This window comes from Bifidobacterium catenulatum subsp. kashiwanohense JCM 15439 = DSM 21854, assembly GCF_001042615.1.
Classification (GTDB): domain Bacteria; phylum Actinomycetota; class Actinomycetes; order Actinomycetales; family Bifidobacteriaceae; genus Bifidobacterium; species Bifidobacterium catenulatum.
Genome location: NZ_AP012327.1, coordinates 1,664,023 through 1,689,935, shown reverse-complemented (window position 1 = coordinate 1,689,935; position 25,913 = coordinate 1,664,023). Strand labels below are relative to the sequence as shown.

The 25,913-nt window shown below is 56.4% G+C and carries 22 protein-coding genes, 1 pseudogene and 1 riboswitch; of the genes and pseudogenes, 18 read left to right on the top strand and 5 right to left on the bottom strand.

The window, feature by feature from the left end:
• Positions 1-63: 63 nt before the first annotated feature.
• The 3 genes and pseudogenes from thiD to thiM all read right to left on the bottom strand — a co-directional run bounded on the left by thiD (position 64) and on the right by thiM (position 2,302).
• Positions 64-906: a bifunctional hydroxymethylpyrimidine kinase/phosphomethylpyrimidine kinase gene (thiD, locus tag BBKW_RS07335; RefSeq protein ID WP_033500461.1), complete on the bottom strand. Its 843-nt coding sequence runs from the start codon at positions 904-906 to the stop codon at positions 64-66.
• Positions 907-963: 57 nt separating this feature from the next.
• A pseudogene (locus BBKW_RS07330) lies at positions 964-1,302 on the bottom strand (thiamine phosphate synthase); the annotation flags it as partial.
• Between the two features lie 130 nt (positions 1,303-1,432).
• Positions 1,433-2,302, bottom strand: a complete 870-nt coding sequence (thiM, locus tag BBKW_RS07325; protein WP_033500462.1) for a hydroxyethylthiazole kinase — start codon at positions 2,300-2,302, stop codon at positions 1,433-1,435.
• A riboswitch (TPP riboswitch) is annotated at positions 2,293-2,402 on the bottom strand. (Overlaps the previous gene by 10 nt.)
• A 292-nt stretch (positions 2,403-2,694) precedes the next feature.
• Here thiM and BBKW_RS07320 point away from each other — a divergent pair.
• The 16 genes from BBKW_RS07320 (at position 2,695) to glnA (ending at position 21,826) form a co-directional block, all read left to right on the top strand.
• The gene (locus tag BBKW_RS07320; RefSeq protein WP_004220693.1) at positions 2,695-4,170 is read left to right on the top strand and encodes a glycine--tRNA ligase; all 1,476 of its coding nucleotides are present in this window, start codon (positions 2,695-2,697) and stop codon (positions 4,168-4,170) included.
• A gap of 29 nt (positions 4,171-4,199) precedes the next feature.
• Entirely contained in the window at positions 4,200-5,429 is a 1,230-nt protein-coding gene (dusB, locus tag BBKW_RS07315; protein WP_081962234.1) for a tRNA dihydrouridine synthase DusB, read from the top strand.
• Between the two features lie 176 nt (positions 5,430-5,605).
• A complete protein-coding gene (ftsZ, locus tag BBKW_RS07310) occupies positions 5,606-6,853 on the top strand; it encodes a cell division protein FtsZ (protein WP_033500463.1) in 1,248 nt (415 codons plus the stop codon).
• Positions 6,854-6,883: 30 nt separating this feature from the next.
• Positions 6,884-7,363 carry a cell division protein SepF gene (locus BBKW_RS07305; protein WP_033500464.1) on the top strand — a complete coding sequence of 160 codons (480 nt, stop codon included), beginning with the start codon at positions 6,884-6,886 and terminating at the stop codon, positions 7,361-7,363.
• Between the two features lie 93 nt (positions 7,364-7,456).
• Positions 7,457-7,738, top strand: a complete 282-nt coding sequence (locus BBKW_RS07300; RefSeq protein ID WP_003834303.1) for a YggT family protein — start codon at positions 7,457-7,459, stop codon at positions 7,736-7,738.
• 108 nt (positions 7,739-7,846) lie between these two features.
• On the top strand, positions 7,847-9,538 hold the full coding sequence (locus BBKW_RS07295) for a DivIVA domain-containing protein (RefSeq protein ID WP_033500465.1): 1,692 nt from the start codon (positions 7,847-7,849) through the stop codon (positions 9,536-9,538).
• Between the two features lie 21 nt (positions 9,539-9,559).
• Positions 9,560-10,108: a signal peptidase II gene (locus BBKW_RS07290; protein WP_033500593.1), complete on the top strand. Its 549-nt coding sequence runs from the start codon at positions 9,560-9,562 to the stop codon at positions 10,106-10,108.
• Entirely contained in the window at positions 10,105-11,043 is a 939-nt protein-coding gene (locus BBKW_RS07285) for an RluA family pseudouridine synthase (protein ID WP_033500466.1), read from the top strand. The genes BBKW_RS07290 and BBKW_RS07285 overlap by 4 nt, the downstream gene beginning before the upstream one ends.
• 34 nt (positions 11,044-11,077) lie before the next feature.
• Complete coding sequence (dnaE, locus tag BBKW_RS07280) at positions 11,078-14,668, top strand: DNA polymerase III subunit alpha (protein ID WP_033500467.1); 3,591 nt, start codon at positions 11,078-11,080, stop codon at positions 14,666-14,668.
• 124 nt (positions 14,669-14,792) lie between these two features.
• Positions 14,793-16,175, top strand: a complete 1,383-nt coding sequence (hisD, locus tag BBKW_RS07275; protein WP_193786571.1) for a histidinol dehydrogenase — start codon at positions 14,793-14,795, stop codon at positions 16,173-16,175.
• Positions 16,172-17,347, top strand: coding sequence for a histidinol-phosphate transaminase (locus tag BBKW_RS07270; protein ID WP_033500469.1), 1,176 nt, complete (start codon positions 16,172-16,174; stop codon positions 17,345-17,347). The genes hisD and BBKW_RS07270 overlap by 4 nt, the downstream gene beginning before the upstream one ends.
• A gap of 59 nt (positions 17,348-17,406) precedes the next feature.
• Positions 17,407-18,006 (top strand): imidazoleglycerol-phosphate dehydratase HisB, encoded by a 600-nt coding sequence (hisB, locus tag BBKW_RS07265; protein ID WP_003834316.1) that lies wholly within the window; start codon positions 17,407-17,409, stop codon positions 18,004-18,006.
• Entirely contained in the window at positions 18,006-18,779 is a 774-nt protein-coding gene (locus BBKW_RS07260; protein WP_033500470.1) for a hypothetical protein, read from the top strand. The genes hisB and BBKW_RS07260 overlap by 1 nt, the downstream gene beginning before the upstream one ends.
• 96 nt (positions 18,780-18,875) lie before the next feature.
• Positions 18,876-19,523 carry an imidazole glycerol phosphate synthase subunit HisH gene (hisH, locus tag BBKW_RS07255; RefSeq protein WP_033500471.1) on the top strand — a complete coding sequence of 216 codons (648 nt, stop codon included), beginning with the start codon at positions 18,876-18,878 and terminating at the stop codon, positions 19,521-19,523.
• Positions 19,524-19,650: 127 nt separating this feature from the next.
• A complete protein-coding gene (gene priA / locus BBKW_RS07250) occupies positions 19,651-20,376 on the top strand; it encodes a bifunctional 1-(5-phosphoribosyl)-5-((5-phosphoribosylamino)methylideneamino)imidazole-4-carboxamide isomerase/phosphoribosylanthranilate isomerase PriA (RefSeq protein ID WP_033500472.1) in 726 nt (241 codons plus the stop codon).
• Positions 20,377-20,488: 112 nt separating this feature from the next.
• The gene (gene glnA / locus BBKW_RS07245; protein WP_033500473.1) at positions 20,489-21,826 is read left to right on the top strand and encodes a type I glutamate--ammonia ligase; all 1,338 of its coding nucleotides are present in this window, start codon (positions 20,489-20,491) and stop codon (positions 21,824-21,826) included.
• Positions 21,827-21,933: 107 nt separating this feature from the next.
• Here the strand turns inward: glnA and BBKW_RS07240 are convergent, their stop codons facing one another.
• Complete coding sequence (locus tag BBKW_RS07240; RefSeq protein WP_033500474.1) at positions 21,934-22,863, bottom strand: hypothetical protein; 930 nt, start codon at positions 22,861-22,863, stop codon at positions 21,934-21,936.
• A gap of 136 nt (positions 22,864-22,999) precedes the next feature.
• Here BBKW_RS07240 and BBKW_RS07235 point away from each other — a divergent pair, with 136 nt between their 5' ends.
• Complete coding sequence (locus BBKW_RS07235; RefSeq protein WP_033500475.1) at positions 23,000-24,220, top strand: MFS transporter; 1,221 nt, start codon at positions 23,000-23,002, stop codon at positions 24,218-24,220.
• 97 nt (positions 24,221-24,317) lie between these two features.
• Here the strand turns inward: BBKW_RS07235 and BBKW_RS07230 are convergent, their stop codons facing one another.
• Positions 24,318-24,968, bottom strand: coding sequence for an ABC transporter ATP-binding protein (locus BBKW_RS07230; RefSeq protein ID WP_033500476.1), 651 nt, complete (start codon positions 24,966-24,968; stop codon positions 24,318-24,320).
• Positions 24,969-25,335: 367 nt separating this feature from the next.
• Between BBKW_RS07230 and BBKW_RS10745 the strand changes: the two genes are divergently transcribed.
• On the top strand, positions 25,336-25,872 hold the full coding sequence (locus tag BBKW_RS10745; RefSeq protein ID WP_033500477.1) for a hypothetical protein: 537 nt from the start codon (positions 25,336-25,338) through the stop codon (positions 25,870-25,872).
• Positions 25,873-25,913 lie beyond the last annotated feature (41 nt).

Below are 25,913 nucleotides of genomic sequence, written 5' to 3'. Positions count from 1 at the left end.
GTTCCTTTCGTTGCGTTCCTATCGGCTTGATATGGCTTGGATTGGTTGATGCGGATTTGGCTGTCAGCGCCATTTCCAAGCGTGGTCCATCGGTCCGGATCCGTGACCGAGGTCAAGCTGTGCCTCCAAAGCGCCCGTCAGATACAGTTTTGCACTGTCGACGGCTTCCGGCAATGTTTCGCCGAGTGCCAGGTGCGATGCGATCGCCGACGACAGCGTGCATCCGGTGCCATGCGTGTTTGGATTGTCGATGCGGCGCGCGCGGAACCAAGTGACTTTGCCGCTCGGCTCGACGAGCACATCGCTGGTGTCCTGCGTACCATGGCCGCCCTTGACGAGCACCGCACAGCCGAAATGGCCGGCAAGCAGATGGCCTGCCGTCACCATGTCGTTTTCGCTGGAGATGCTTTCGCCATTCTCATAGTCGATCGCATCGGCGCCCTGCTCAACAGCCAGCTCGCACAATGCTTGGGTTTCCGGCATGTTTGGCGTGATTACGGTGGCGAGCGGGAACAGCTTGGAAGTCAATGCGGCGATCGCGTCATCTTCGATGAGCTTCGCACCGGACGTTGCCACCATCACCGGGTCAAGCACAACATTCTCGGCATCATGAGCGGTCAAACGGTCGGCAATCACATTGATGAGCTCCACGCTTGACACCATGCCGATCTTCACCGCGACCGGCGGAATATCGTCGAACACGGCGTCGATCTGCGCGGCCAGCATTTCCACAGGCGTGTTCGTAACCATCGTCACGCCTGTGGTGTTCTGCGCGGTCAGCGCCGCAATGGCGGTCATGCCGAATACTCCATTGGCGAGCATGGTTTTCAAGTCCGCCTGGATACCGGCGCCGCCGGAGGAATCCGATCCTGCGATGCTCAATACCGGTGGCAATGTGCTGGTCATGAATGACTCCTTACTTGCTTTTGCTTACTTATGATCTGAAGTCTTGAAATACTTGTGATCCGTCGGTTCCAAATCAGTTTGCCCAATATGCACGCCGTCAACCTTGATGCCCTTGTGCCGTGCTTGCCAGACCACGTCCACACGGTCGTCGATCACGAACGCCACGGAATCGGATTTGCTGTTGTGTTCGATAACCTGTGCGATATCGCGTGCCATGCTGGTGATATCTTTCGCGTCGGTATCTTTGGCCCTCAGCTGGATGAACGTTGCGCCCCCGCGCAGCGCGTCCTCAACCACGCCGGTAATCGGTCATCCTTTGCAATCCTGTGGGCCGACCACAAAGTAGGCGCTCATATCGAATGTATCGCGCATCGATTCATATGAATAATTGTTCATATAATCAACCCTTCTCGGTAAGTGGTTCGGAAAGCCTACAATGTGAAACCGGCATTCGTCCGTTTTTCTGCATACGCAATTGCCGAACTCTGCATAACATGCCGCATGGTATGCAGGGCAGCAGCAAAGTCTAGTCGACGATGATTTCGGAGGCGGCGACTTCCTCGGCGGTGACGTTCCAAAGCGCATCAAGCAGCGCCACTTGGAAGGATCCCGGGCCTGAAGATTTCGCTTCGGCGATTTCGGAAGCTCTGTTGTACAGCAGCGAAGCGGAAATCGTAGCTACCAACGGTTCCGCTACGGCCAAATATGTTGCGGTCACGCCGCCAAGTGAGCAGCCAGCGCCGGTGATCTTCGTCATCATCGCGCTGCCGCCTGGCAGACGGAACACATGCTCGCCGTCGGTCACTAGATCAACCGCACCGGAAACAGCCACTGCACCAGCGTCGATGGGGGAGCGTTTCACAAGATGGCGGGCCAGCCTCTTGGCCGCATCAACGGCTGCATCGACCTCGTCCACAGCCTCCACGCCTGCCGGACGCGTGCCGGGAACGGTAGAATCGTTTTGAGCAAGGCCCCACATCGCATCGAGTGCGATGATCTCACTCGCATTGCCACGCACGATGGTTGGCGTATAGGTACGGAACGATTCAAGAATGGCGGTACGGGTTTTGCCGATGCCCGCGGCGACCGGATCTAGCACCCACGTTTTGCCGTTCTTGTGCAGTTTGTAGGCGATTTCCGGCAGCGCATCTTTGAAGAACGGCAGCAGCGTGCCCACATTGATGTAGTTCGATCCGGCGATTTCCGCAGTGTCGATCACATCGTCCGGCAGAAAGCTCATGGCGGCAGTGCCTCCGGCGGCAAGCTGCGCGTTGGCCACAAGATTCATCGTAACGAAATTGGTAAACGACTGCGCCAAAGGCGTGGTCTCTCGTACTTTGTTGACTGCCTGCACAATCTGTTCGCGCAGCATTGCCGAAAATGAGTCGTCGCTCATTGTCTGCTCCCTACGTTGGTCCTAACCAACAGGTTCAAAGGGTCAGGCATCCGCCTATCTCAGCTTCCACTTTCGTCGGAAAGCCCCCCTGCATGTACATAACGTACTTAATCTATACAAAGGCCCTGACACTGGAGCGGGCCAGTCGACTCCGGGATCAGGTGAATTCAGCACGTTCTCGTAAATGTAGTTGCGTACGTAAATCTCATAGGCAAATCTGAATAAGAAAACCGTGATGATCGACTGCAAGATCTGGCCGCTGGTGCTTGGCAACGACACTGTTGGAGGCGAGAACGCCACGAAATAGTAACGCGGGGTGGCGTTCTGTCACCGCGTAAAGGTAGGCTTTGCGCTTGTAAAGACCCCAAACCGTTCAAACCAGAAGGTGCATTGTGGCTGTATCCAAACTCGATGAAGTCGTATCCCTCGCCAAGCGTCGTGGCTTTGTTTTTCCCGCCGGTGAAATCTACGGCGGAACCCGTTCCGCGTGGGATTACGGTCCGCTCGGCGTCGCGCTGAAAGACAATATCAAGCGCGAATGGTGGCGTTCCATGGTCGTCACCCGTGGCGACGTGGTGGGCGTTGACACGTCCATCATTCTTCCGCCGGCCGTGTGGGTAGCTTCCGGCCACGTGTCCGTGTTCAACGATCCACTGATCGAATGCCTCAACTGCCACAAGCGCCACCGTGCAGACAAGCTTGAGGAATCCTATGCCGAAAAGCATGGCGACAAGCTGCCGGAAAACGGTCTTAAAGATATTGTGTGCCCGGATTGCGGCACCCGTGGCAACTGGACCGAACCGCGCGACTTCAACATGATGCTGCGTACCCACCTCGGGCCGGTCGAAGACGAGAACTCGCTGCACTACCTGCGTCCGGAAACCGCGCAGGGCATTTTCGTGGACTTCAAGAACGTGATGACCTCTTCTCGTTCCAAGCCGCCGTTCGGCATCGCCAACATGGGTAAGTCCTTCCGTAACGAAATCACCCCGGGCAACTTCATCTTCCGTACCCGCGAGTTCGAACAGATGGAAATGGAATTCTTCGTGGCTCCGGGCACCGATGAGGAATGGCACCAGTACTGGATCGATGCACGCACCCAGTGGTACATCGATCTTGGCGTGAAGCCGGAAAACCTGCGCCACTATGAGCATCCGAAGGAGAAGCTGGCCCACTATTCGAAGCGCACCGTCGACATTGAATACAAGTTCGGCTTCCAGGGATCCGATTGGGGTGAACTCGAAGGCGTAGCCAACCGTACCGACTTCGACCTTTCCGCGCATGCCAAGCATTCCGGCGAGGATCTGAGCTACTTCAACCAGGCCACTGGCGAAAAGTACGTGCCGTACGTCATCGAGCCGGCCGCAGGCCTGACCCGTTCTCTCATGGCCTTCCTCGTTGACGCCTACGACGTTGACGAGGCACCGAATACCAAGGGCGGCGTCGACAAGCGTACCGTGCTTCGCCTTGATCCTCGCCTAGCTCCGGTCAAGGCCGCCGTGCTGCCGTTGAGCAAGAAGCCGGAACTGCAGACCGTGGCACATGATCTGGCAGCCGACCTGCGTCAGCACGACTGGATGATTGACTACGATGAAGCCGGTGCGATCGGCCGTCGCTACCGCCGTGAAGACGAAATCGGCACCCCGCTGTGCATCACTGTCGATTTCGACACGCTCGACGATCAGGCCGTCACCATTCGTGAACGTGACACCATGCAGCAGGAGCGCGTCGCACTCGATAAGGTGGCCGATTATGTGGCTGCACGCATTGGCGAGAAGCATGTGCGCTACCCGCAGGTACCGGTTGAGATGGGTGGTGAGGCTTGGCCTGAGTCCGTTAAGATCGCCGAAGCCGGTGGCTTGTACTAAAGCTGGTTGCTGGTTACCATAGCGTTCTTATGCCAGATAGCATTGTGACTGCTTACGAGGAATCCGACGTGCTCGACCCGCGTACCGACGCGGTGAGGCCGTCGGTTCCTCCGGTTATTAAGCCTGTTGATTTAGGACCGGTGCATGTTGAGACGCCGGTGGTTCTTTCGCCTATGGCGGGAGTGACCAACTGGCCGTTCCGCGTGATTTGCGAAAGCTATGGGCCGGACGGTCTGTACGTGGCTGAAATGATCACCGCACGCGCGTTGGTTGCCCGCAATCCCAAAGCATTGCGGTTGTGTCATTTCGCTCCCAGCGAGAAGATTCGCTCGCTGCAACTGTATGGCGTGAATCCGGTAATTGTGGAACAAGCCGCGAAAATCGTCATAGACGAAAACATGGCTGACCACGTCGACCTGAATTTCGGATGCCCCGTACCCAAAGTGACCAGACGTGGCGGAGGTTCGGCGTTGCCATGGAAGATGGATCTGTTCCGCGAGATCATCCAACGCGTAGTCAAGGTCTGCGACGCGGCCAATGTGCCCGTTACGGCGAAGATTCGTATCGGCATCGACCACGAGCATGAGACGTTCTTTGAAGCCGGGCATATCGCGCAGGAGGAAGGTTGCAAGGCCGTTACCTTGCACGCGCGTACTACCGCCGAATATTACGGTGGGCATTCCGACTGGAGCAGAATCGGCGAATTGGTCGAGGCGCTTGATATTCCAGTGTTCGGCAACGGTGACATTTGGGGTGCGAACGATGCGCTTGCCATGGTTGCCGAAACCGGTTGCGCTGGCGTTGCGATCGGCCGTGGCTGCCAAGGTAGGCCGTGGCTGTTTGCTGATATTAAGAACGCGTTCGCTGGCAGTGAGAAGCGTGTCGACCCTACGCTGGGAGACGTGTGCCGTGTGGTTGAACGTCATGCGGAATTGTTGACTGAATTCTATGATGGCGATGAGCAGATGGCCGTGCATGATCTGCGTAAGCATATCGCGTGGTATCTTAAGGGATTCCCCGTTGGGGGCTCCACCCGTCGCGCGTTCATGGAATGTGAAAATCTTGAGGATGTCAGAACCGAAATAGGCAAGCTGGATCCCGACATCCGTTTCCCCGAACGAGTGGTCGACAAGCCAAGGGGGCGCGTGCGCTTCGCAAAAAAAGTGCATTTGCCTTACGGGTGGTTGGAATCACGGGAAACGACGCATGATGAACGTCAGGCGCTGTTCGGCGACGATCCTATGGATGCCAGTTATTGAACATGACGTGCTGATGTGGTTAAATTGCGTGGGGGTGCCGAAAGAAGATACATCTCAGGCGAAATGAACACGTTAGCAATAAAAAAGTGAAAAAACGTCGTTACACACGACGAAAAGCGCGCGTATTACGGCGTGTCTGCGATAGAGTTGTGCGTAAACGCGAGTGACAGGAGACTATGGTGAGCGAGATTGCCCAGACTGACAATTTCAATGACAAGACGAATATCAAGGTTGTCGGTGTTGGTGGAGCTGGCGGTAATGCCGTCAATCGCATGATTGCCGAGGGTCTTCAAAGTGTTGAATTTATTGCGATCAATACCGACGCGAAGGATCTGATGCGTTCCGACGCTGACGTCAAGATTTCCTTGAACGATGCCACTAGCCGTGGTCTTGGCGCCGGTGCCGACCCAGAGAAGGGTGCGAAGGCCGCTCAGGATCATCAGTCTGATATCGAGGAATCGCTCAAGGGCGCCGATATGGTGTTTGTGACCTGCGGTGAGGGTGGTGGCACCGGTACCGGTGCAAGCCCGATCGTGGCTCGTGCCGCACACCAGCAGGGTGCATTGACCATCGCGGTGGTTACCCGTCCGTTCAGCTTTGAAGGTCCCCAGCGTGCGGCTTCCGCAGCACTTGGCATTGAGAATCTGCGCAAGGAAGTCGATGCGCTGATCGTGATTCCGAACGATCGACTGCTTGAGCTTTCTGATCGCACCATTGGCATCGTCGATGCGTTCAAGACCGCCGACACCGCGTTGCTGGCAGGCGTGCAGGGCATCACGGACCTGATTTCCTCCAATTCGTACATTCACGTCGACTTCAACGACGTCAATGCCATTCTGCGTGGAGCAGGCACCGCACTGTTCGGCATCGGTTCCGCTCGGGGCGAGGATCGCGCTACCCAGGCCGCCGAAATCGCCATCAGCTCTCCGTTGCTGGAAGAAAGCATCGAGGGTGCTCACGGCGCTTTGATCAACATCGCAGGTCCGTCCGATCTGAAGCTGCAGGAGGCGGCTGCTGCCACCCAGCTGGTGGGCAAGGCCATCCACCCGGAAGCGCAGATCATTTGGGGTCTTTCCCTCGACGACGCCTATGGCGACGAAGTGCGTGTCACAGTCATCGCCGCAGGCTTCGACGCCAACTCCAAGAAGGCGGCTCAGGCCGAGGCCCAGAAGCAGGACGAGCCTGCGGAAAACACGATTCCACTGTCGGCGCTGTCCGCGGCTCCGAGAGCGGCGGCTCAGCAGCAGCCTCAGCCTCAGCCTCAGCTCATTCAGACTCCGGAAGCCCCGAAGGTGCAGCCGCTGTCCACTTATATTCCGTCCACTCCGGAACCCGTTGTTCCGTCATTCGATCAGACCACCGAGCATGAAGTGGTATCTTCGAGCGACGCCGGCGATTTGGATATTCCGGATTTCCTGCGCTAAAAGCAACGCGCAGACGCGAAAGGATCGTTCATGGCAGGTTTTATGAAAAGCGCGATGTCCTATTTGGGCATGACCGATGTTGCTGAGGGTGACGAGGATTTCAGTGAGGAGGATGAGAGCAGTGCAACCTCGTTCGATTCCGACCATTCCGTGACCCCGATGGCTTCGACGCCTGCCGCGACGTCTGCACCGCGCGAGCAAACCAAAGCCAACCCGTTCCAAGGAGGAAGGGTGAGCCGTATCACCACGATTCACCCGAAGTCCTATGAGGACGCACAGCTGGTCGGACGTGCCATTCGTGACGGCGTTCCGGTGGTGCTGAACCTAACTGGCGTTGCCGAGGCCGTGGCGTATCGCATTGTGGACTTTTCCGCAGGCGTGGTTTTCGGCGTGCGTGGCTCCATCGAGCGTGTCACTCCGCGCGTGTTCTTGCTGAGCCCAGCCCAGGTGAACATCAAGGTCGAAGAGCCGCAAGCGAATAACTCGTCGCACGATCTGTTCGCCGACTGACGCAGACGAAAGCCATTGCGAAAGCAGACTGTGCAAAGCCTCCATCAGCCATGATGGAGGCTTTGTTATGTTCTGTTGCTATGGTGGTACTCCATGATTTTGTCTTTGATTGGTAGCATCGTCCACTTTCTGGTTAATGCCTACATTCTGGTGCTGTTCATTCGCATGATCCTCGATTGGGTTGCCGTGCTGGCTCCGTTGTGGCGTCCACGGGGGTTGGCTGCATCGCTGATTGACGCCATTTACCAGCTGACGGAACCGCCGCTGCGCTGGCTACGCCAATATATCCGCCCTATTCCAATGGGTCCCATTTACTTCGATGTAGCATTCATCGTTCTTTATTTCATTCTCATTGTTATTGATTTCCTCATTTAATGCATGTCAAATGCCGATTTTTCGCAAAAAATCGGTGGTTCCGTGCTAGAGTCAACAAATGAAAGCAACAACAGCAAGGCATCAAGCCCAAAGCGAGGTGTAAGATTTATGGCTCTGTTGACGCCGAAAGATATCAGAGAGCATACTTTCCAGACCGTAAGGTTCAAAGAGGGGTATGACGTCGACGAAGTCGACGATTTTCTCGATCAGGTAACCGAGACGGTGGAGGCTCTAGGCAAGCAGGCGGTCGCCAGCGGCCAGGCCACTCAGTCCCTCGGCCCGGATGTTGCGGGGCTCAACTCCAAGATTTCCGAGCTCAGCGCTCAGGTTCAGTCCCTGCAGCAGGAGAATGCGACATTGAAGTCCGCCTCCGAGCAGGCAGCCGGCGCTGGAGATCAGGCAGCTCAGGCCGCACAGGTCGCAGCAGCCAAACTCACCGAGGCTGAGGAAAGCAACCGTGCTCTGTCGGCCCAGAACGAACAGCTCAAAGGTCAGGTGGATCGCCTGTCCGCGCAGGTTGACCAGCTTACCGCTCAGGCGGCTGAAGCCGCAGGCCAGGCGGATTTGGGCGAGCAGCTGACCGCCATGCAGCATGAGCGCGACGCATTCCGCGCACAGACCGAAGACCTGTCCCGTCAGCTGGCTTCCGCCCAGCAGCAGGTTGTGGTGGCCCAGCAGCAGGCCGCTGAGATTCAGCAGCTCAATGCAAGGCTTGATGAAGCCCAGCAGCAGGCCGCCCAGGCCCAGCAACAGGATGAGCGTGCCCAGCAGCAGGCCATGCAGATTCAGCAGCTCGCCCAGCAGCTGCAGGAATCGCAGCAGCGTGAAGCCCAGCTGCGCGAACAGGTCGCTAAGGTTGAGCCGAGCACCGAAACCGGCAGCCTGCAGAAGATCGCAGGAGCCGCAGCCAGTGCCAATACGGAGCCGGAGCGCGCCACCGCCATGCTGACCTTGGCCATGCAGCTGCATGACCAGTATGTCGACAAAGGTAAGGCCAAGGCCAAGGAAATCACCGATGAGTCCCAGCGCAAGTACGACGAGCTCATCGGCAACGCCAACGACTATTCCAACCGTACTCGTTCCGAGGCTGACAACTATTCCGAAAGCACCCGTTCTGATGCTGATCAGTATTCGGCCGATACTCGTGCCAAGGCTGATGGTTACCTAAGTCAGAAGACTCAGGAAGGTGACGCATACTTGGCTAAGCGTGCCAAGGAAGGTGACGCGTACTTGACCAAGCGTGCCAAGGAAGGCGATGATTACCTGGCACAGCGCACTCAGGAGGGTAACGCTTACTTGGATCAGAAGACTCAGGAAGGTGATGTCTATCTTGCGCAGAAGACGCAGGAGGGCGATACCTACTTGGATCAGAAGACTCAGGATGGCGATGCCTATCTTGCGCAGAAGACTCAGGAAGGTGATGCCTATCTTGCGCAGAAGACGCAGGAGGGCGATACCTACTTGGATCAGAAGACTCAGGAAGGCGATGCCTACCTTGTACAGAAGACGCAGGAGGGCGATACGTACTTCTCCACGAAGCACAATGAAGCCGACGAATACGAGTCCGAAGTGCAGAAGCGTGCTTTCGACTACGATTCGAAGACCCGTACTGCGGCCGACGACTATGCCCTGCAGGTCCGCGACAATCTCGAAGCACAGACCAAGGTCATCGAAGGGAACATTCAGGGTCTCAAGCAGTTCGAAACCGAATACCGCGCGCGTCTTACCGAATTCCTCGGCCAGCTCGTGTCGCAGGTGTCTGACACGAACAACTATGATCAGGATTCCCAGAACGACTGAGATTAGGCTGTGTCTGACATCATGACAAATGATCAAAGACGGCTGCGCACTCGCGTGGCCGTCTTTGCGTGTATCGCCGTTGCGGCGCTGGTACTTGATCAGATCACCAAGGCGTGGGCGCAGTCGGCGCTTGCCGATGGGCATACGGTACGTGTGATTCCGGGGATTCTTTCATTCACGTTGGTGCATAATCCGGGCGCGTCCTTGGGTATGGGCTCCAACATGACGTGGTTGATTTCCCTGCTTGCCATTGTGGCTTGCGTGGCACTTGTGGGGCTGGAGATCCGTACCATTTCCACGAAATGGACGGTGGTGTTTGCTCTTGCGTTCGCCGGAGCGTTAGGCAATCTCATCGACCGTGTGGCATATGCCGAAGGTTTCCTCAACGGCAAAGTCGTCGACTTCCTCAACTACGGATGGTCGGTCGGCAATGTCGCTGACATTTTCCTGATGGTGGCGGGCGTTGCCGCAGTCGTGCTGCTGTTCGTAGGGGAACCGTTCAGTCAGAAGGAACTTGACGAACGGAACAAGGGACAGATGGAACGGACGACTGGAGAGAAGAGCGCATGAGCCGTCTTGTTCCCGCACCCGACGCGCTTGTCGGCAAACGTTTCGATGTCGCCGTTGCCAAAATGCTAGGCCTTTCCCGTGCCAAGGCAGCGGAACTCATCGAAGGCGGGCAGGCGCGTGTGCTTGGTCGTGACATTTCCAAATCGTCGACCCTGCAATCAGGCGAAACCGTGGAATTCGATATTGTCGAGGAACGAACCAAGCCTGAACCAATCGCGCATGATATGGCCGTGGTCTATGAAGACGACGATGTGGTGGTGGTTGACAAGCCGGTGGGTGTGGCGGCTCATGCTTCTGTCGGCTGGACCGGTCCGACGGTGCTTGGCAGTCTGCTCGACAGGGGAGTGCACATCACCTCTTATGGCGCTGCAGGGCGTCAAGGCATCGTATCCCGCCTCGACGTGGGCACATCTGGCTTGATGCTCGTGTGCAAGTCCGATCTCGCCTACGTGGAAATGCGCAGGCAATTCGCCGAACATGAAGTCGTGAAGACCTATCATGCGCTCGTGCAGGGCAATCTCAGGGAAAACAAAGCAACCATCGAAGCACCGATCGGTCGCGCCAAAGTCTCCGATTTCCGTTTTTGTGTGACGCCTGTCGGCAAAGAGGCCATCACCCATTGGGATGTGATGGAACGTTTTGGCGAGACGACACTGGTTTCCGTGAACCTTGAAACCGGGCGCACGCATCAGATTCGCGTGCATTTCTCATCCATCGGGCATCCGCTTGCCGGAGACGCCATGTATGGCGCCAATCCGCAACTGAGCGAAACGCTGGGACTGGAACGGCAATGGTTGCACGCGATGCAACTCGAATTCCGTCATCCGCGGACCCGTGTCTGGACTACGGTGAAATCGCATTATCCAGCTGATTTGCAGCATGCGCTTGATGTGATGCACGGCAGGCACGACACACAAGATAAGCCCGAAACGTGAGCGTACGTCACCAATCACCGGTAGATTGAACTGCATGGCTACTTCCGGAAATTTCGTACAACTGCATAATCATACGCATTATTCGCTGCTTGACGGCGCATCGAAAATTCCGGATCTGGTCAAGCGCGCCAAAGAACTCAATATGCCCGCCGTCGGCATCACCGACCACGGAAACATGCATGGTGCATACGAAATGTGGAGCACCGCGGTCAAAGAGGGTGTCAAACCGATCATCGGCATCGAAGCGTATGTGACGCCGGAAACCGCGCGACAGGACCAAACCCGCGTCAGCTGGGACACCAACTGGAATCCCGATATCGATCCGCAGCATCGCCGGCGCAACCCCAACGACGTATCCGGCGGCGGCCTGATCACCCACCTTACGATGTGGGCCGAAACCGACGAAGGCCTCGTCAATCTTATGAAAGCGTCCACCGACGCGAATCTTGAGGGCCGTGTCATGCGATACCCCCGAATGGATAAGGAGATTCTTGCCAAATATTCCAAAGGCATCATCGCATCTTCCGGATGCCCGTCAGGAATCATACAAACGCGACTACTGCTCGGCCAATTCGACGAAGCATTGCGTGCCGCAGGGGAATTGCAGGATATTTTCGGACGCGACAATTTCTATATCGAATTCATGGACCACGGTCTGAAGATCGAAAAGCAAGTGACCGACGGTCTGCTGGACATCGCGAAAAAACTGAACGCGCCGCTGCTTGCCACCAACGATTCGCATTACGTGCGTGCCGAAGACGCGGGCTCGCAGGATGCCATGCTATGCATCAACTCGGGCTCCACGCTGGACGAGCCGGGGCGATTCAAATTCGACGGAACCGGCTACTACCTGAAATCCGCCGAAGAAATGCACGAACTGTTCAAAGACATTCCCGAAGCGTGTGACAACACGTTGGAAATTGCCGAACGCTGCAACGTCATGTTCGACGATCATGAGGACGGTGCGTTCATGCCGCAATTCGATTGCCCGGAAGGCTGGGACGAGACCTCGCTGTTCCTGCGGAAAGTCGAGGAAGGCTTGGAACAGCGCTATGACGGGCATCCGCCGATTGAAGTGCTTAAGCAGGCCGATTACGAATGCGGTGTGATCTGCCAGATGCAGTTCTGCGGATACTTCCTCGTGGTGGCCGACTACATCAATTGGGCTAAATCGCATGGCGTGATGGTGGGACCGGGCCGTGGATCGGCGGCAGGAGCCATGGTTGCGTACGCCATGGGCATCACCGAACTCGACCCAATCAAACATGGCCTGATCTTCGAACGATTCCTTAACCCGGAACGTGTGTCACTACCTGATATCGACGTCGATTTCGATCCGGATGGCCGCGGCCGCGTGCTTGATTACGTTGGCGACAAGTACGGTCGAGACAAGGTCGCGCAATGTGTGATCTACGGTACTATCAAAACCAAGCAGGCGCTGAAGGATTCAGCGCGAATTATGGGCTACGAATTCTCCATGGGCGAGCGCATCACCAAGGCGTTGCCGCCGGCGCAGACGGGTGGCAAGGATATTCCGTTGCGTGATATTTTCGAGCCGACGTCGAAGCGTTATGCGGAGGCTCGTGAATTCCGTGAATTGTATGATTCCGATCCGGATGCGAAGCGTGTTACGGATGAGGCGATGGGTATTGAGGGTCTGATTCGCCAGACCGGTGTGCACGCGTGCGCCACGATCATGGGTAGCGAGCCGATTTCGAATACATCGCCGCTGCTGGAACGTACCGATGGTACGGTTACGACCACGTTGGAGTATCATACGTGTGAAACGCTTGGTTTGGTCAAGATGGATTTTCTTGGTCTTTCCAACTTAACGGTTATTCGCGATACGTTGAACAATATCGAGGCGAATGGCAAGGAACGTATCGACCATACGAAGATTCCGTTGGATGATCGTGCCACGTACGATCTGTTGTCGCGAGGCGACACGCTTGGCGTGTTCCAGTTGGATTCCGATGGTATGCGTTCGTTGCTGAAAACGTTGAAGCCGAATAACTTCAACGATATTTCCGCATTGATCGCGCTGTATCGTCCTGGTCCGATGGATATGGATTCGCATACGAATTATGCGAAGCGTAAGAATGGTTTGCAGAAGATCACGCCGATTCATCCTGAGGTGGCTGAGCCGCTGAAGGAAGTGCTTGATGAGACGTATGGTCTGATTGTGTACCAGGAGCAGGTGCAGTCGGCTGCGCGTATTTTGGCTGGTTATTCGTTGGGCAAGGCAGATGTGCTTCGCCGAGCGATGGGTAAGAAGAAGCCTGAGGTACTAGCCAAGGAGAAGGTGCCGTTCTTCGCGGGCATGAAGGAGCATGGGTATTCCCAAGAGGCGGCTCAGGCCGTGTGGGATATTTTGGTGCCGTTCTCAGGTTACGCGTTCAATAAGGCGCATTCGGCCGCATACGGTTTGATTTCATATTGGACCGCGTATTTGAAGACGCATTATCCGGTGGAGTTCATGGCGGCTTTGCTGCAGGGTGCGAGTACGAACAAAGACAAGACCGCGTTGTATTTGGGTGAGGCTCGCCGCATGGGCATTCAGGTGTTGTCGCCTGATGTGAACGAGTCGGTGTACGAGTATTCCGCTGTTGGCGATGTGGTGCGTTTTGGCCTTGGCGCCATTCGTAATGTTGGCAAGGCTGCGGTTGACGCGATTGTCAAGGAACGTGACGGCAGTCATGGCAGGTATGTGAATTTCCCTGATTTCATCAAGCGTGTGCCGATGGAGGCGTTGAATCGTCGATTGGTTGAATCGTTGATCAAGGCTGGTGCGTTTGATTCGATTGATCCGAACCGTCGTGCGTTGTTTACGATTCATGAGGCTGCGATCAATTCGGTGGTCGGTTTGAAACGTAAGCAGGCTGAGGGCCAGTTTGATTTGTTCGCTGATTTGGAGGATTCCGGCGAGGATGATGCCGGCATGGGTGATGCCATGGTGAGTGTGCCTGACGTGGAGGAGTGGGATAAGAAAACCAAGTTGAATTTCGAGCGTGAAATGCTTGGTTTGTATGTGTCCGACCATCCGTTGAGCGGTATGCAGTCGATTCTGGTGGCGTTGAGTGAAATGTCGATCGCGCATCTGATCGATCGTGCCGCGAATATGCCTGACGGCCAGCAGGTGACGGTGGCAGGCTTGATCACGAATGTGGATCGTCGCGTGTCGAAGAAGGGCAATCCTTGGGCGATTGTGACGATTGAGGATTTGGAAAGCTCCATCCAGTGCATGTTCTTCGGCAAGGTATATGAGGCCGCCGCTCCCGAACTGGCGGTCGATACGGTGGTGCAGATTCGTGGACAGGTTGAAAAACGCGATGAGACGGTGAGCATGCGTGCCACGGAATTTAACGTGCCGATGTTGGAGGCGCAGGATGAGAAGCCGGTGACGATTATGTTGCCGCCGATTGCGCTTGACCAATCGCATGTGCAGCAGTTGGGGCAAATCCTTTCAAATCATCCTGGACCCTGCGAAGTGAAGCTTGCGTTGATGGACGATAAGGGCAACGCCAAGGTGCTGACGTTCGGCGACCGTTTCCGCGTGCGCCGCGACACGAGTCTGTTCGCTGAGATCAAAATCCTTTTCGGTCCCAGTTCTCTGCCTTTGGGCTGACCGGTCGTGGGGATGATGTCGAAAGTTCAGCCGAATATCTCACTATGCGGCTGAACTTGAGACGCGCGGTCGTTCTCGTGACATCACGTTGTTACCATGGGGCGTTATGAGCGAAGAAAACTATATGCGAATCATTGACCTGCGTGGCAAGAAGCTGACCCGAGCTGAAATGCTGGAGGCTATGCCTCGCGCCGAGATGGGCACCAACGAGGCAACCGATCTTGTGCAGCCCATTCTTAACGATGTGAAGGCCCGCGGTGCTGCGGCCCTGCGTGACTTCGCGGAGAAATTCGACCATATCCGTCCGGAGAATCTGCGCGTGCCGGTGGAAGCAATGAAGGCCGCCGTCGACGAGTTGGATCCGGAAGTGCGTGCCGCCATCGAAGAGTCCGTACGTCGTTCCCGCGCAGTGTCCGCTTCCCAGGTGCCGGCACCGTTCCACACCGATTTGGCTGAGGGCGCCCGCGTTTCCGAACGTTGGATTCCGGTGCAGCGTGTCGGTCTGTATGTGCCTGGCGGCAAGGCCGTCTACCCGAGCTCCGTCATCATGAACGTGGTGCCGGCACAGGCCGCCGGCGTGGAATCCCTCGCCATCGCAACCCCGCCGAGTCGTAACAATGCCGACGGTCTGCCTGACAAGACCATTCTCGCCACCTGCGCCATTCTTGGCGTTGATGAAGTGTATGCGGTCGGCGGCGCTCAGGCCGTGGCCATGTTTGCCTACGGCGCCAAGGGTTCCGAACCGCAGGACGGCGAGATCCTGTGCGATCCGGTCGACAAGATCACAGGTCCTGGCAACATTTTCGTCGCTACCGCCAAGCGCATGGTGTCGGGCATTGTAGGCATCGACGCCGTGGCAGGACCGACCGAAATCGCCATCATCGCAGACAAGGGTGCCAACCCGAGCTGGCTGGCCGCCGATCTGATCGGCCAAGCCGAGCATGACGAACTCGCCGGTTCCGTGCTCATCACTGACAGCGAAGAGATCGCCGAACAGGTGCAGGAGGATCTCAAGTACCGCGTGCCTCGCACCGAGCATTCCGAGCGTGTGAACACGTCGCTGCGTGGTCGTCAGTCCGGCATCATTCTCACCGATGGCATCGAACAGTCCATTGATGCGGCCAACGCGTATGCCGCCGAACACCTTGAGATCCAGACCGCCGACCCGGATGCCGTGATCGCCAAGATCCGCAACGCCGGTGCCATCTTCCGTGGCCCGTACTCTCCAGTGCCGCTGGGCGACTACATGTCCGGTTCCAACCACGTGCTGCCGACCTCCGGCACTGCACGTTTCGCCTCCGGTCTGGGCGTGCACACCTTCATGAAGCCGGTCGAAGTCATCGAATACGACGAGCAGGGTCTGAAGACCCTCGCTGCTCGGGTGAACGCCTTCGCCGTTTCCGAAGATCTGCCGGCACACGGTGAAAGCGTGCTAAGCCGCTTCATCGGCGATCCATACAACAAGGAAACCATCAAGGAACAGGAAGAGCAGGCAGGCCTTCGATGAGTGAGACTTCCAGCAACGCCATTCCGGCATATCTTCCGCTGCGCAACGATCTGATCGGCGAAGAGCCGTACGGTGCGCCGCAATTGGACGTGCCTGTATGCCTCAACGTCAACGAGAATCCGTATGCGCCGGAACCGGCCGTGGTTGAAACCATTGCGCAGCGAGTCAAGGAAATCGCTCCGACTCTCAACCGTTACCCGGATCGTGAGCATATCGCGTTGCGTCAGGCGTTCTGCGACTATCTCGAACGCGAGTCCGGCGTCAAGCTGGAAGTCGACCAGCTGTGGGGCGCTAACGGATCCAACGAGATCATGCTGCAGCTGTTCCAAGCTTTCGGTGGTCCAGGGCGCATTGCGCTCAGCTGCAATCCGACGTATTCGATGTATCCGGAATATGCCCGCGACACGTTCACCACATGGAAGCTTGCGCACCGCAACGAGGATTTCTCTCTGAACGTCGACGCCACTATCAAAGCCATCGAAAACATCAAGCCTGCCATGATCGTGCTCGCCAGTCCGAACAATCCGACCGGCACCCCGCTGAAGATGGACGATCTCAAGCGCGTGCTCAACGCTGCCAAAGCCGCTGAAGTCGAAGGCGCAGCCGAAGGCGTGCATCCGGTGGTCGTGGTGGACGAAGCCTACATCGAATTCCGTGATCCGGGCACGCCCACCGCGCTCGAACTCATCGGCGAGTATGAGAACCTCGCAGTGAGCCGAACCATGAGCAAGGCGTTCGCCTTCGCAGGTGCACGAGTCGGCTACCTGGCCGCCAACAAGGGCATCATCGACTGCGTACGCATCGTGCGCATGCCGTACCACCTGTCGGCCGTCACCCAGGCTGCCGCCCTCGCCGCATTCGAACATACCGACGAGCAGCTCAGCCGTGTGGCACACCTGCGCGACACCCGCAATCAGACCGCAGCATGGCTCAAGGAACAAACTTACAAGGGCCAGCCGCTCGAAGTGGCCGAAACACAGTCAAACTTCATTCTATTCGGCGGGCATTTCGACAATCGCGACCGCATCTTCGACGAGCTGCTCCAGCGTGGCGTGCTCATCCGCACCGTCGGCCCTGACGGCTGGATGCGCGTATGCATGGGCACCGACGGGGAAATGGCACGTTTCCGTGAAGCCTTGGTCGAAGTGTTGCGTATTGTGGAACAAGATTGAGCACATACGGGATCGAACCAACACAACAGGACTGAACATTTTCCAAAAGGAGTCGCAACATGGCGCGTACCGCAACCATCGTTCGTGAAACCAGCGAATCCAAAGTTGAACTGAGCCTGAATCTCGACGGCACGGGCAAAACCGACATCGACACGTCGGTGCCGTTCTATAACCATATGATGACGGCGCTCGGCAAGCATTCGCTGATCGACTTGACCATCAAAGCCACCGGTGACACCGACATCGACGCGCACCACACCGTCGAAGACATCGCTATCGTGTTCGGCGAAGCGTTGAAGCAGGCATTGGGAGACAAGCGCGGCATCCGTCGTTTCGCCGACGCTACCGTGCCGTTGGATGAGGCGCTCGCCAAGGCTGTGGTCGATATTTCCGGACGTCCGTACTGCGTGTGCACCGGAGAGCCGGAGGGCTTCGAATACTGCATGATCGGCGGCCATTTCACTGGCTCGCTCGTGCGTCACGTTATGGAATCCATCGCCATGCATGCCGGAATCTGCCTGCATCTGCAGGTGATTTCCGGTCGCGATCCGCACCACATCGCCGAGGCCGAGTTCAAGGCCTTGGCACGTGCGCTGCGTTTCGCCATCGAGCCGGATCCGCGTGTCGACGGTATTCCGAGCACGAAGGGCGCTCTGTGATGAGCAACGATCGGGATAACGATTTCGACGATTTCCAAGGATTCGACGGATCAAAAGATTTTGGTGACCTCAACGCTGACGGCATGCATTTCAGCGAAGAGGAATTGGAAGCGGCTATGGCCGGCTTCGAGCAGGAATTCAAAGATGCCGAAGCAACCAAGGATGAGCGGGCGGACAATCCGTCATCGAAAACTTTCGATTCTTCCGAAGCTTTCGTTAATGCGGAATCCTCCGAATCCTCGGGAATCGATGACATGCTCAACGCGGCTGAGGATTCGTTGAAATTCGAAGACGAGCTGCAGGGACTGCTTGGCAATCGCGCGAAAGTGGCGGTGATCATCACCAGATTGACCTCGCCACGATTGCTGTCGGCATTCTGCGAATTGTCCGATATTTCCGCGCAATGCATAGGATCGGCGCAAGGTGCTGTCGCGGTGCTGCGCAATCTCGACGGAGATGGTCCGGAAGCGGCGGTCAAAGACATGACGATTGTTGTTGCCGGCATGCCTGCGATTCTTGCCGTCAACCGTGCGGACAAGCTCGAAGCGACGATGTACGTGGAAGGCAAGGCGGGCAAAACCTTCGCTCCGCCGGTGCTATTCACCTCCACCGCGCCGTTCGTTGAGGATCTCATGCTTGGTATCACTGATATGAACGCACTGGAACAGGCGGATATGACCATTTTCGATTCCGCCGACCTCGATCGGGATGCGGCAATGAGCATTATCGCCGAGCATACGCGGTTCGGACGCGGCACATCGAGCATCAGTTAACGACGGCAAACGTGAGACATCCTGCCGAACATGCGTTATGCGACACAAGACGACTCACACCATAGAACAACGAATGACACAAGAAGGAGAACGCCCATGACTTCCGTGGTGGTTTTCGATTATGGTTTCGGCAACGTGCGTTCCATGGTTCGTGCGCTGACCAATCTCGACCTTGACGTGACCCTCACTTCCGACCATCGGCAGGCCTTGGAAGCCGATGGTCTGGTAGTGCCTGGCGTGGGCGCTTTCGGTGCATGCATGGAAGGCCTCAAGTCGGTGGGCGGAGGCACCGTGATCAAGGATCGTCTGCGTGCCGGCCGACCGGTGCTCGGCGTGTGCGTGGGCGAGCAGATCATGTTCGAACGTGGTATGGAGCATGGCACCGGCACTCCGGGCCTTGGTCTGATTCAAGGCGATGTGGAACTGCTTGACGCTGATGTGGTGCCTCACATGGGATGGGACACCGTCGAGGCGCCGGAAGGTTCCGTGCTCATGAAGGGCGTGGAGAACGAGCGTTTCTACTTCGTGCATTCCTTCGCCGCGATGAGTGCCACTCCCGCCGACATGTCCGGCGACCAGCTTGATTTCGGTGACGCCGAGGAGCACGTGACCTGGTGCACGTACGGACGCAGCCGTTTCGTGGCGGCCTACGAGCGTGGTCCGCTGTTCGCCACGCAGTTCCACCCTGAAAAGTCCGCCGAAGCGGGGTCACAGCTGCTGCGCAATTGGATGGCGACATTCTGATGATATGAGATCGTCATCGCCTGTTTTGACGATGACTTCTATATATACGATTGATACACGCTTATTTGATGCACATACTTGCGATTGCCATGTAATGGCGATCGGTTGATCACAGAGAGGTACAGACATGTCTTTGACATTGCTTCCCGCCGTCGATGTTCGTGATGGCAAGGCCGTTCGCCTGCGCCAGGGTGAATCCGGTTCGGAAACCGACTACGGTTCGCCGTTGGAGGCCGCTCGCATGTGGGTTGAGTCCGGTGCGGAATGGATTCACCTGGTCGATCTTGACGCCGCGTTCGGCACGGGCAACAACCGTGACCAGCTGCGTGCCATCGTCAAGGAACTGGGCGGCAAAGTCAATATTGAAATGTCCGGCGGTGTGCGTGACGATGCATCGCTCGATGCGGCCTTGGAAGCAGGAGCAGCCCGTGTGAACATTGGCACGGCCGCTCTTGAGAATCCGGATTGGACCGCTTCCGTCATCAAGAAGTACGGTGATCGCGTGGCAGTCGGCCTCGATGTGCGCGGCCACACCCTCGCGGCACGCGGATGGGTGAAGGAAGGCGGCGATCTGTTCGAAACCATGGCGTTTCTGGATTCCGTCGGCTGTTCCCGTTACGTGGTCACCGACGTGGCCCGCGACGGCATGATGAGCGGCCCGAATATCGACCTGCTGCGTGAAGTCGCGGAACGTACCGATGCGAAGGTCACTGCGTCCGGCGGTATTTCCCAGCTCGATGATCTGCGTGTCATCAAGGAGCTCGCCGATTTAGGCGTGGACTCCGCCATTCTCGGCAAGTCACTGTATGCGCGTGCCTTCACCTTGGAAGAAGCGCTCGAAGTCGCACGCTGAACATTGTTCGACAAGCCAATGATGATAGGACCGTCTACAACGTGGACGGTCTCGTCATATTGCGGCGCGTGTTAACGACTTTCGTAACATGCGCATGGAACGATGGGGCACTATGGATAAACAGCAAGAGTTTGCTTTGCGCACAGTTGAAGAACGCGACGTGCGCTTCATTCGTTTGTGGTTCACGGATGTGTTGGGAACATTGAAGTCCGTGGCTATCGCACCGGCTGAATTGGAAGCTGCGTTCGAGGAAGGGCTCGGATTCGACGGCTCCGCGGTGGAAGGCCTCACCCGTGTGTCCGAAGACGATATGATCGTCAAACCCGATCCGTCGACATTCCAGATTCTGCCGTGGCGTGGCGGTCCGCAGGGCACCGCGCGCATGTTCTGCGACGTGCTCACCCCTGATGGCGAGCCGTCATTGGGCGATCCGCGTCATGTGCTGAAGCAGGCTCTGTCGAAAGCCAAGGAAAAGGGCTTCACCTTCTACGTGCATCCGGAAATCGAATTCTATCTATTCGAAAGGCAGGATGATTGGTCTCAGACGCCGACTCCGATTGACGAGGGCGGCTATTTCGACCATGTGCCGCGCAGCCCTGGCATGGACTTCCGCCGCGCCACCGTCAACATGCTCGAACAGATGGGCATTTCGGTGGAATACTCGCACCATGAGGCGGGTCCAGGCCAGAACGAGATCGATCTGCGTTATGCGGACGCGCTCACTACGGCCGACAACATCATGACCTTCCGCACCGTCGTCAAGGAGATTTCGCTGGAGCGTGGCATTCATGCCAGCTTCATGCCGAAACCGCTTTCCGACGCTCCAGGTTCAGGCATGCACACGCATTTGAGCCTGTTCGAAGGTGACTCCAACGCGTTCTATGAGGCGGGTCAGGAATTCAACATGTCCGTCACCGCACGCCAGTTCGCCGCCGGCATTCTGTACCATGCGGCTGAAATCTGCGCCGTCACCGACCAGTATGTCAACTCCTACAAGCGCTTGTGGGGCGGTAATGAGGCTCCAAGCTATATTTGCTGGGGACACAACAACCGTTCCGCGTTGCTGCGTATTCCGCAATACAAGCCAGGCAAGGGCAATTCCGCCCGCATGGAATTCCGTGCGCTCGATCCGGTCGCCAATCCGTACCTCGCATACTCCGTGCTTTTGGCCGCGGGGCTCGATGGTATCGACAAGCAGATGCAGTTGGGTGAGCCGACCAGCGATGACGTCTGGGAGCTTACTGATGCGGAACGGCAGGCCATGGGCATCCAGCCGCTGCCGGAGTCTCTTGACGAGGCGTTGAAGGTTATGGAGAAGTCCGACTTCGTGGCCAGCGTGCTCGGCGAGCACGCGTTCGAATACTTCCTGCGCAACAAGCGTCAGGAATGGGAGGAGTATCGCAAGCAGGTCACTCCGTTCGAACTGAAGAAGTACTTGCCGAAGCTGTAGCGGCTTTCCATAATCGAAAATCGCATATCAAAAACCCGCTGAAGTGGTCGAAAATGATCGCACAGCGGGTTTTTATATGCCTGAAAACTTGTATCTACAATTGCTGATCAGCCGCGTGGGGAACCGAACATTGAATCGTAGATGATCGCGAAATTACGATTGCCGTAGGTCGAACAGGCGTCGCCTTCGCCGACTCCTGCATCCAATGCGGCTGTATTCGGCTGATAAGGCGTGTAAATGTACAGCAGTGCGGTCGCCTTGTTTTCGATGTACACGTTGCTGCCGCCGCAGCTGGCGTCCGGATTGTATTGAATATAGTTGAGCGTGCCCGCATGGTATCCGTAGCGATCCTCATGCTGCACGTAATACTGGTAGCGTTTCGCCGCGCCATACACCTGTTTGAAGAAACCTGCATATTCCGGGTCACAGTTCGCGTCGTCCGGGCAGCTTAATCCCATGGCCGACTTGAATTGGAAGTCGCTTGGATCGGTGGCGGTAAGCAGATGCTGCTCCTTTTGCAGCACGGTGAGCAACACTTTTTGACTGATGTTGCATGCCTTTCCCGATTTGTAGATGATCGCTGCGGCGCTTTCGTTCGGCCCTCCCTCATATGCTTCGCAGTATTCGTTGGCAGGTTGCGATTCGGTGCTAAACGTCATGGATTTCAAGCATTTCTCGCCGCTGCATGTGGCCCCCTGTTTTTCGATGATGGCGTTCACCTGCTGCTCGCTCAACGCGTTCCCGTTGAAGAACAGACCATCTGAAATGATGTTGCCCGGATTGAAATCGTATTTCGTCTGCAATTGTTCCTGCGATGAGACCGCTTCGTCCACTTGCACACGCCAGCCGACGAATCGTACCAATCCAACGATCAACGCGAGCGCGACGATACTGGCTATCAGTGTTTCGCCGACCATGAGGATGCGTTTTGAGGTGTTTGCTTTTTTCCAGGCGTTACGGAGTTTGGTGAGGCTTGGCTGGTTGTTTTTCTTGGGTTTGCGGTTGTTTTTTGCTGTGGCGGTTGTCTTGCGTGTCATCGCGCGTCATTGTATCGCGTTTGGCTTATCGTTTGTTTGACGATTGATTCGTCAATCGATTGACGTGAGAAGCTTCTAAGGGAAATGTGAGTCTGGCAAGGCGTGGGGAGCGCGAGGGGCTATGGAGGAGAAGAGTATGGCGAAGAGTGATGTGGCGAAGGAGCGTTTTTTCAATCTGCCTGTGATTGTGCTGATCTCGTTGAGTTTCATGCTGGGCATGAGCGAGTTCATTGTCGTTGGCATTCTGCCGGATATCGCGGCCGGTTTGAAGGTGTCGGAGGTGACGATCGGCAATCTTGTGTCGCTTTTCGCGTTTGTGTATGCGCCGGTTACGCCGCTCGGATCGGCGTTGTCGGCTCGTTTTCCGCGTTTTGCCACGCATCTGACACTGGTTGGGGTGTTTCTTATTGGCAACGTGTTGTGCGCGTTCGCGCCGAATTATGGCGTGCTCGTGGTGGCGCGAATCCTCATCGCGTTGGTATCTGGCACGCTGGTGGCCATCGCCATGACGTACGCGCCCGATGTAACAATTGAACAGTACCGCACGAAGTTCATCGCATGGGTGTTTTCTGGCTTCTCCATCGCATCCGTGGTGGGTGTGCCGGTTGGCACGTGGGTTGCGAACACGTTCGGTTGGCGTTGGGCGTTCCATTTGGTGAACGTGCTTACGGTGGCGCTTATTGTGCTCATGGTGATGGTGCTGCCGCGCAACAGCCATATTGTGAAGATTGGTTTTCTGCCGCAATTCCGCCTGTTTTTCGACCGTCGTATTCAGCTGGGCGTGCTTGACGTGGTGTTTGGCGCGGCGGCAACTTACGTGTTCTACACGTATCTGACGCCGATCATGCGAGACGAAGTGCATGTTCCCGAACAGTATTTAAGCGTCGGCCTGGTGATTTTCGGCGCGGCCTGCCTGTGGAGCAACCTGTATGGCGGCAAGCTTGCCGACCGTGGCAGGGGAGTGGAACCGCTGACGCATATTCGTCCGATCTACTGCGCGCACGCCGTGCTTATGGCATCGCTGATCGTAGCGCATTGGGTGCCTGTGTATGGTGCGTTGCTGCTGGTGGTGCTTGGCATGTTCATGTATCTGCAGAATTCCGCCTCGCAGGTGCTGTATATGGATGTTGCCTCGCAGTCGCATCCGGGATCGTTGAATCTGGCCGCGTCGCTCAACTCCATGTCGTTCAACATCGGCATTGCGGTCGGCTCCGCGGTTGGCGGACTGGTCAACACCCATTTGGGATTGATGTGGCTTGGTCCTGTGGGCGCGATCTTCTTGCTGTGTGCGGTTGGCACCACAACCCTGCTACTCCCGTTCGTAGCTCGAGAACGCGATTTCTACGCCAAACAGTAAGCCTGATGGCATTTGGTTGTGGTTTGAACGATTGGTTTTGAGAGCGGCAAAGTTATGGAAGTTTTTATCTGTCATTCGTTGAGAATGCGGAAAACGATTAGGGGACTGCGATGTTGGCGAGTTGGGCAGTAGATCCGCCGACTTGCGGAGCGTAGTCGGCTAGGTCGATTACGCGATCGCATGCGTTCCGCGTGTCCGGATCATGGGTTGCCACCAGCACGATCATGCCCTGACCGGCCAGATTGCCGAGCACATGGCTTACGGAATGCGATGTACGCGTATCCAACTGGGCGGTCGGCTCATCAACCAGCAACATGCTCGGCCTGGAGCATACCGCACGCGCGAGCATAAGACGCTGCGCCTCGCCTCCAGACAAATCGCAGAAACGCCTGTCCGCCGCATACGCCAGATCGAACAGTTCCATCGCTTCCAAAGCCTTCGGTTCCGCTTCGCGGCGGCTCATTCCCTTGGCGAGCAGTGGAAACACCACATGGTCGAGCGCCGTGCGTTCCGCAACACCATACGGATTCTGAAACACCCATCCAACACGATCCACATCTTCTCGCGTCACCGTGCCAGCGTAAGGCTGCTCCCATCCTGCAAGAATCGACAGCAATGTTGACTTGCCGCATCCCGACGGACCGCATATCGCAATGGTTACACCAGGTTCGGCCACGAAACTCAAATTCTCGAACAGCAGATCGGTTCCCTCAAATCGATGAGCCAACCCCTCAACCGCAACGCGCATAGCCAACCTTTCACGAGGCAATCACCTTACCGACGCACCCTTGCCAATCATTTATAGTCCGCCAATCACCCCCATGCAACACCCACCCTACCTCATTTGTGTATATGCAAGTAAGTTTTTCGGAAACGCCGCTTGCTATGCACATTATCGTGCAGTGCTACACTCGCTGTGGCACATTAGTACGGGGGTGAAGATGGTGACTTCTTGGATGTCATTTTGCAAGACTTGCGTTCTTGCTGTCGCATTGTCAATGCTTTTGGCTGGATGCTCAATTAATCAGGATGCCACAGGCACATCTTCTGATTCTGTCACATCGGAATCATCATCCGAAAATGGGTCAACCGGTGGACAGAAATTGGCGGCGTCTTTGAGTGAATGGGTCGAACAGCGGGAATCGCAAGGTAATATCGCTGAATCGCAGAAAACGATATTGGACAAAGCCAAAAGTACGGGTGAGATTTCGACGTCGGATTATGAGAAAGCCTGGTCTGATTACCGGCAGTGCATGATCGACAAAGGATATAAGGAAATCAAACTCATCAAATATCCGAGCGGACTCTACGTCGAAGCTGGACACAAACAGGGAACGACCATTCAGGAATCCCGATATTCCGATGATTCCACGGAATGCGGCGATGAGTATGTTGCAGATGTGCAAGATGTGTACGGCATTATCGTAGGCAATCCGAATCTGTATGCCGATCAAGCGCAGGCCGTGGTCGATTGTTTGCATAGAGACTCGCTCGTGCCGAAGGACTATACCGTAAGCCGGTTCAACAAGGAGTTTTCCGGAACGGATGGCAACACTTCGTTTGACATGCAGAACCTGCAAGTGCGCAGTTGCCTTGTGTCGAACGGCTACAACGTGGGATATGCGACCGACGATACGGAACAGTTGTGGTGAGAAGGTAAGTGATTCCAGGGGAATCATGGTGATGTGTTCGC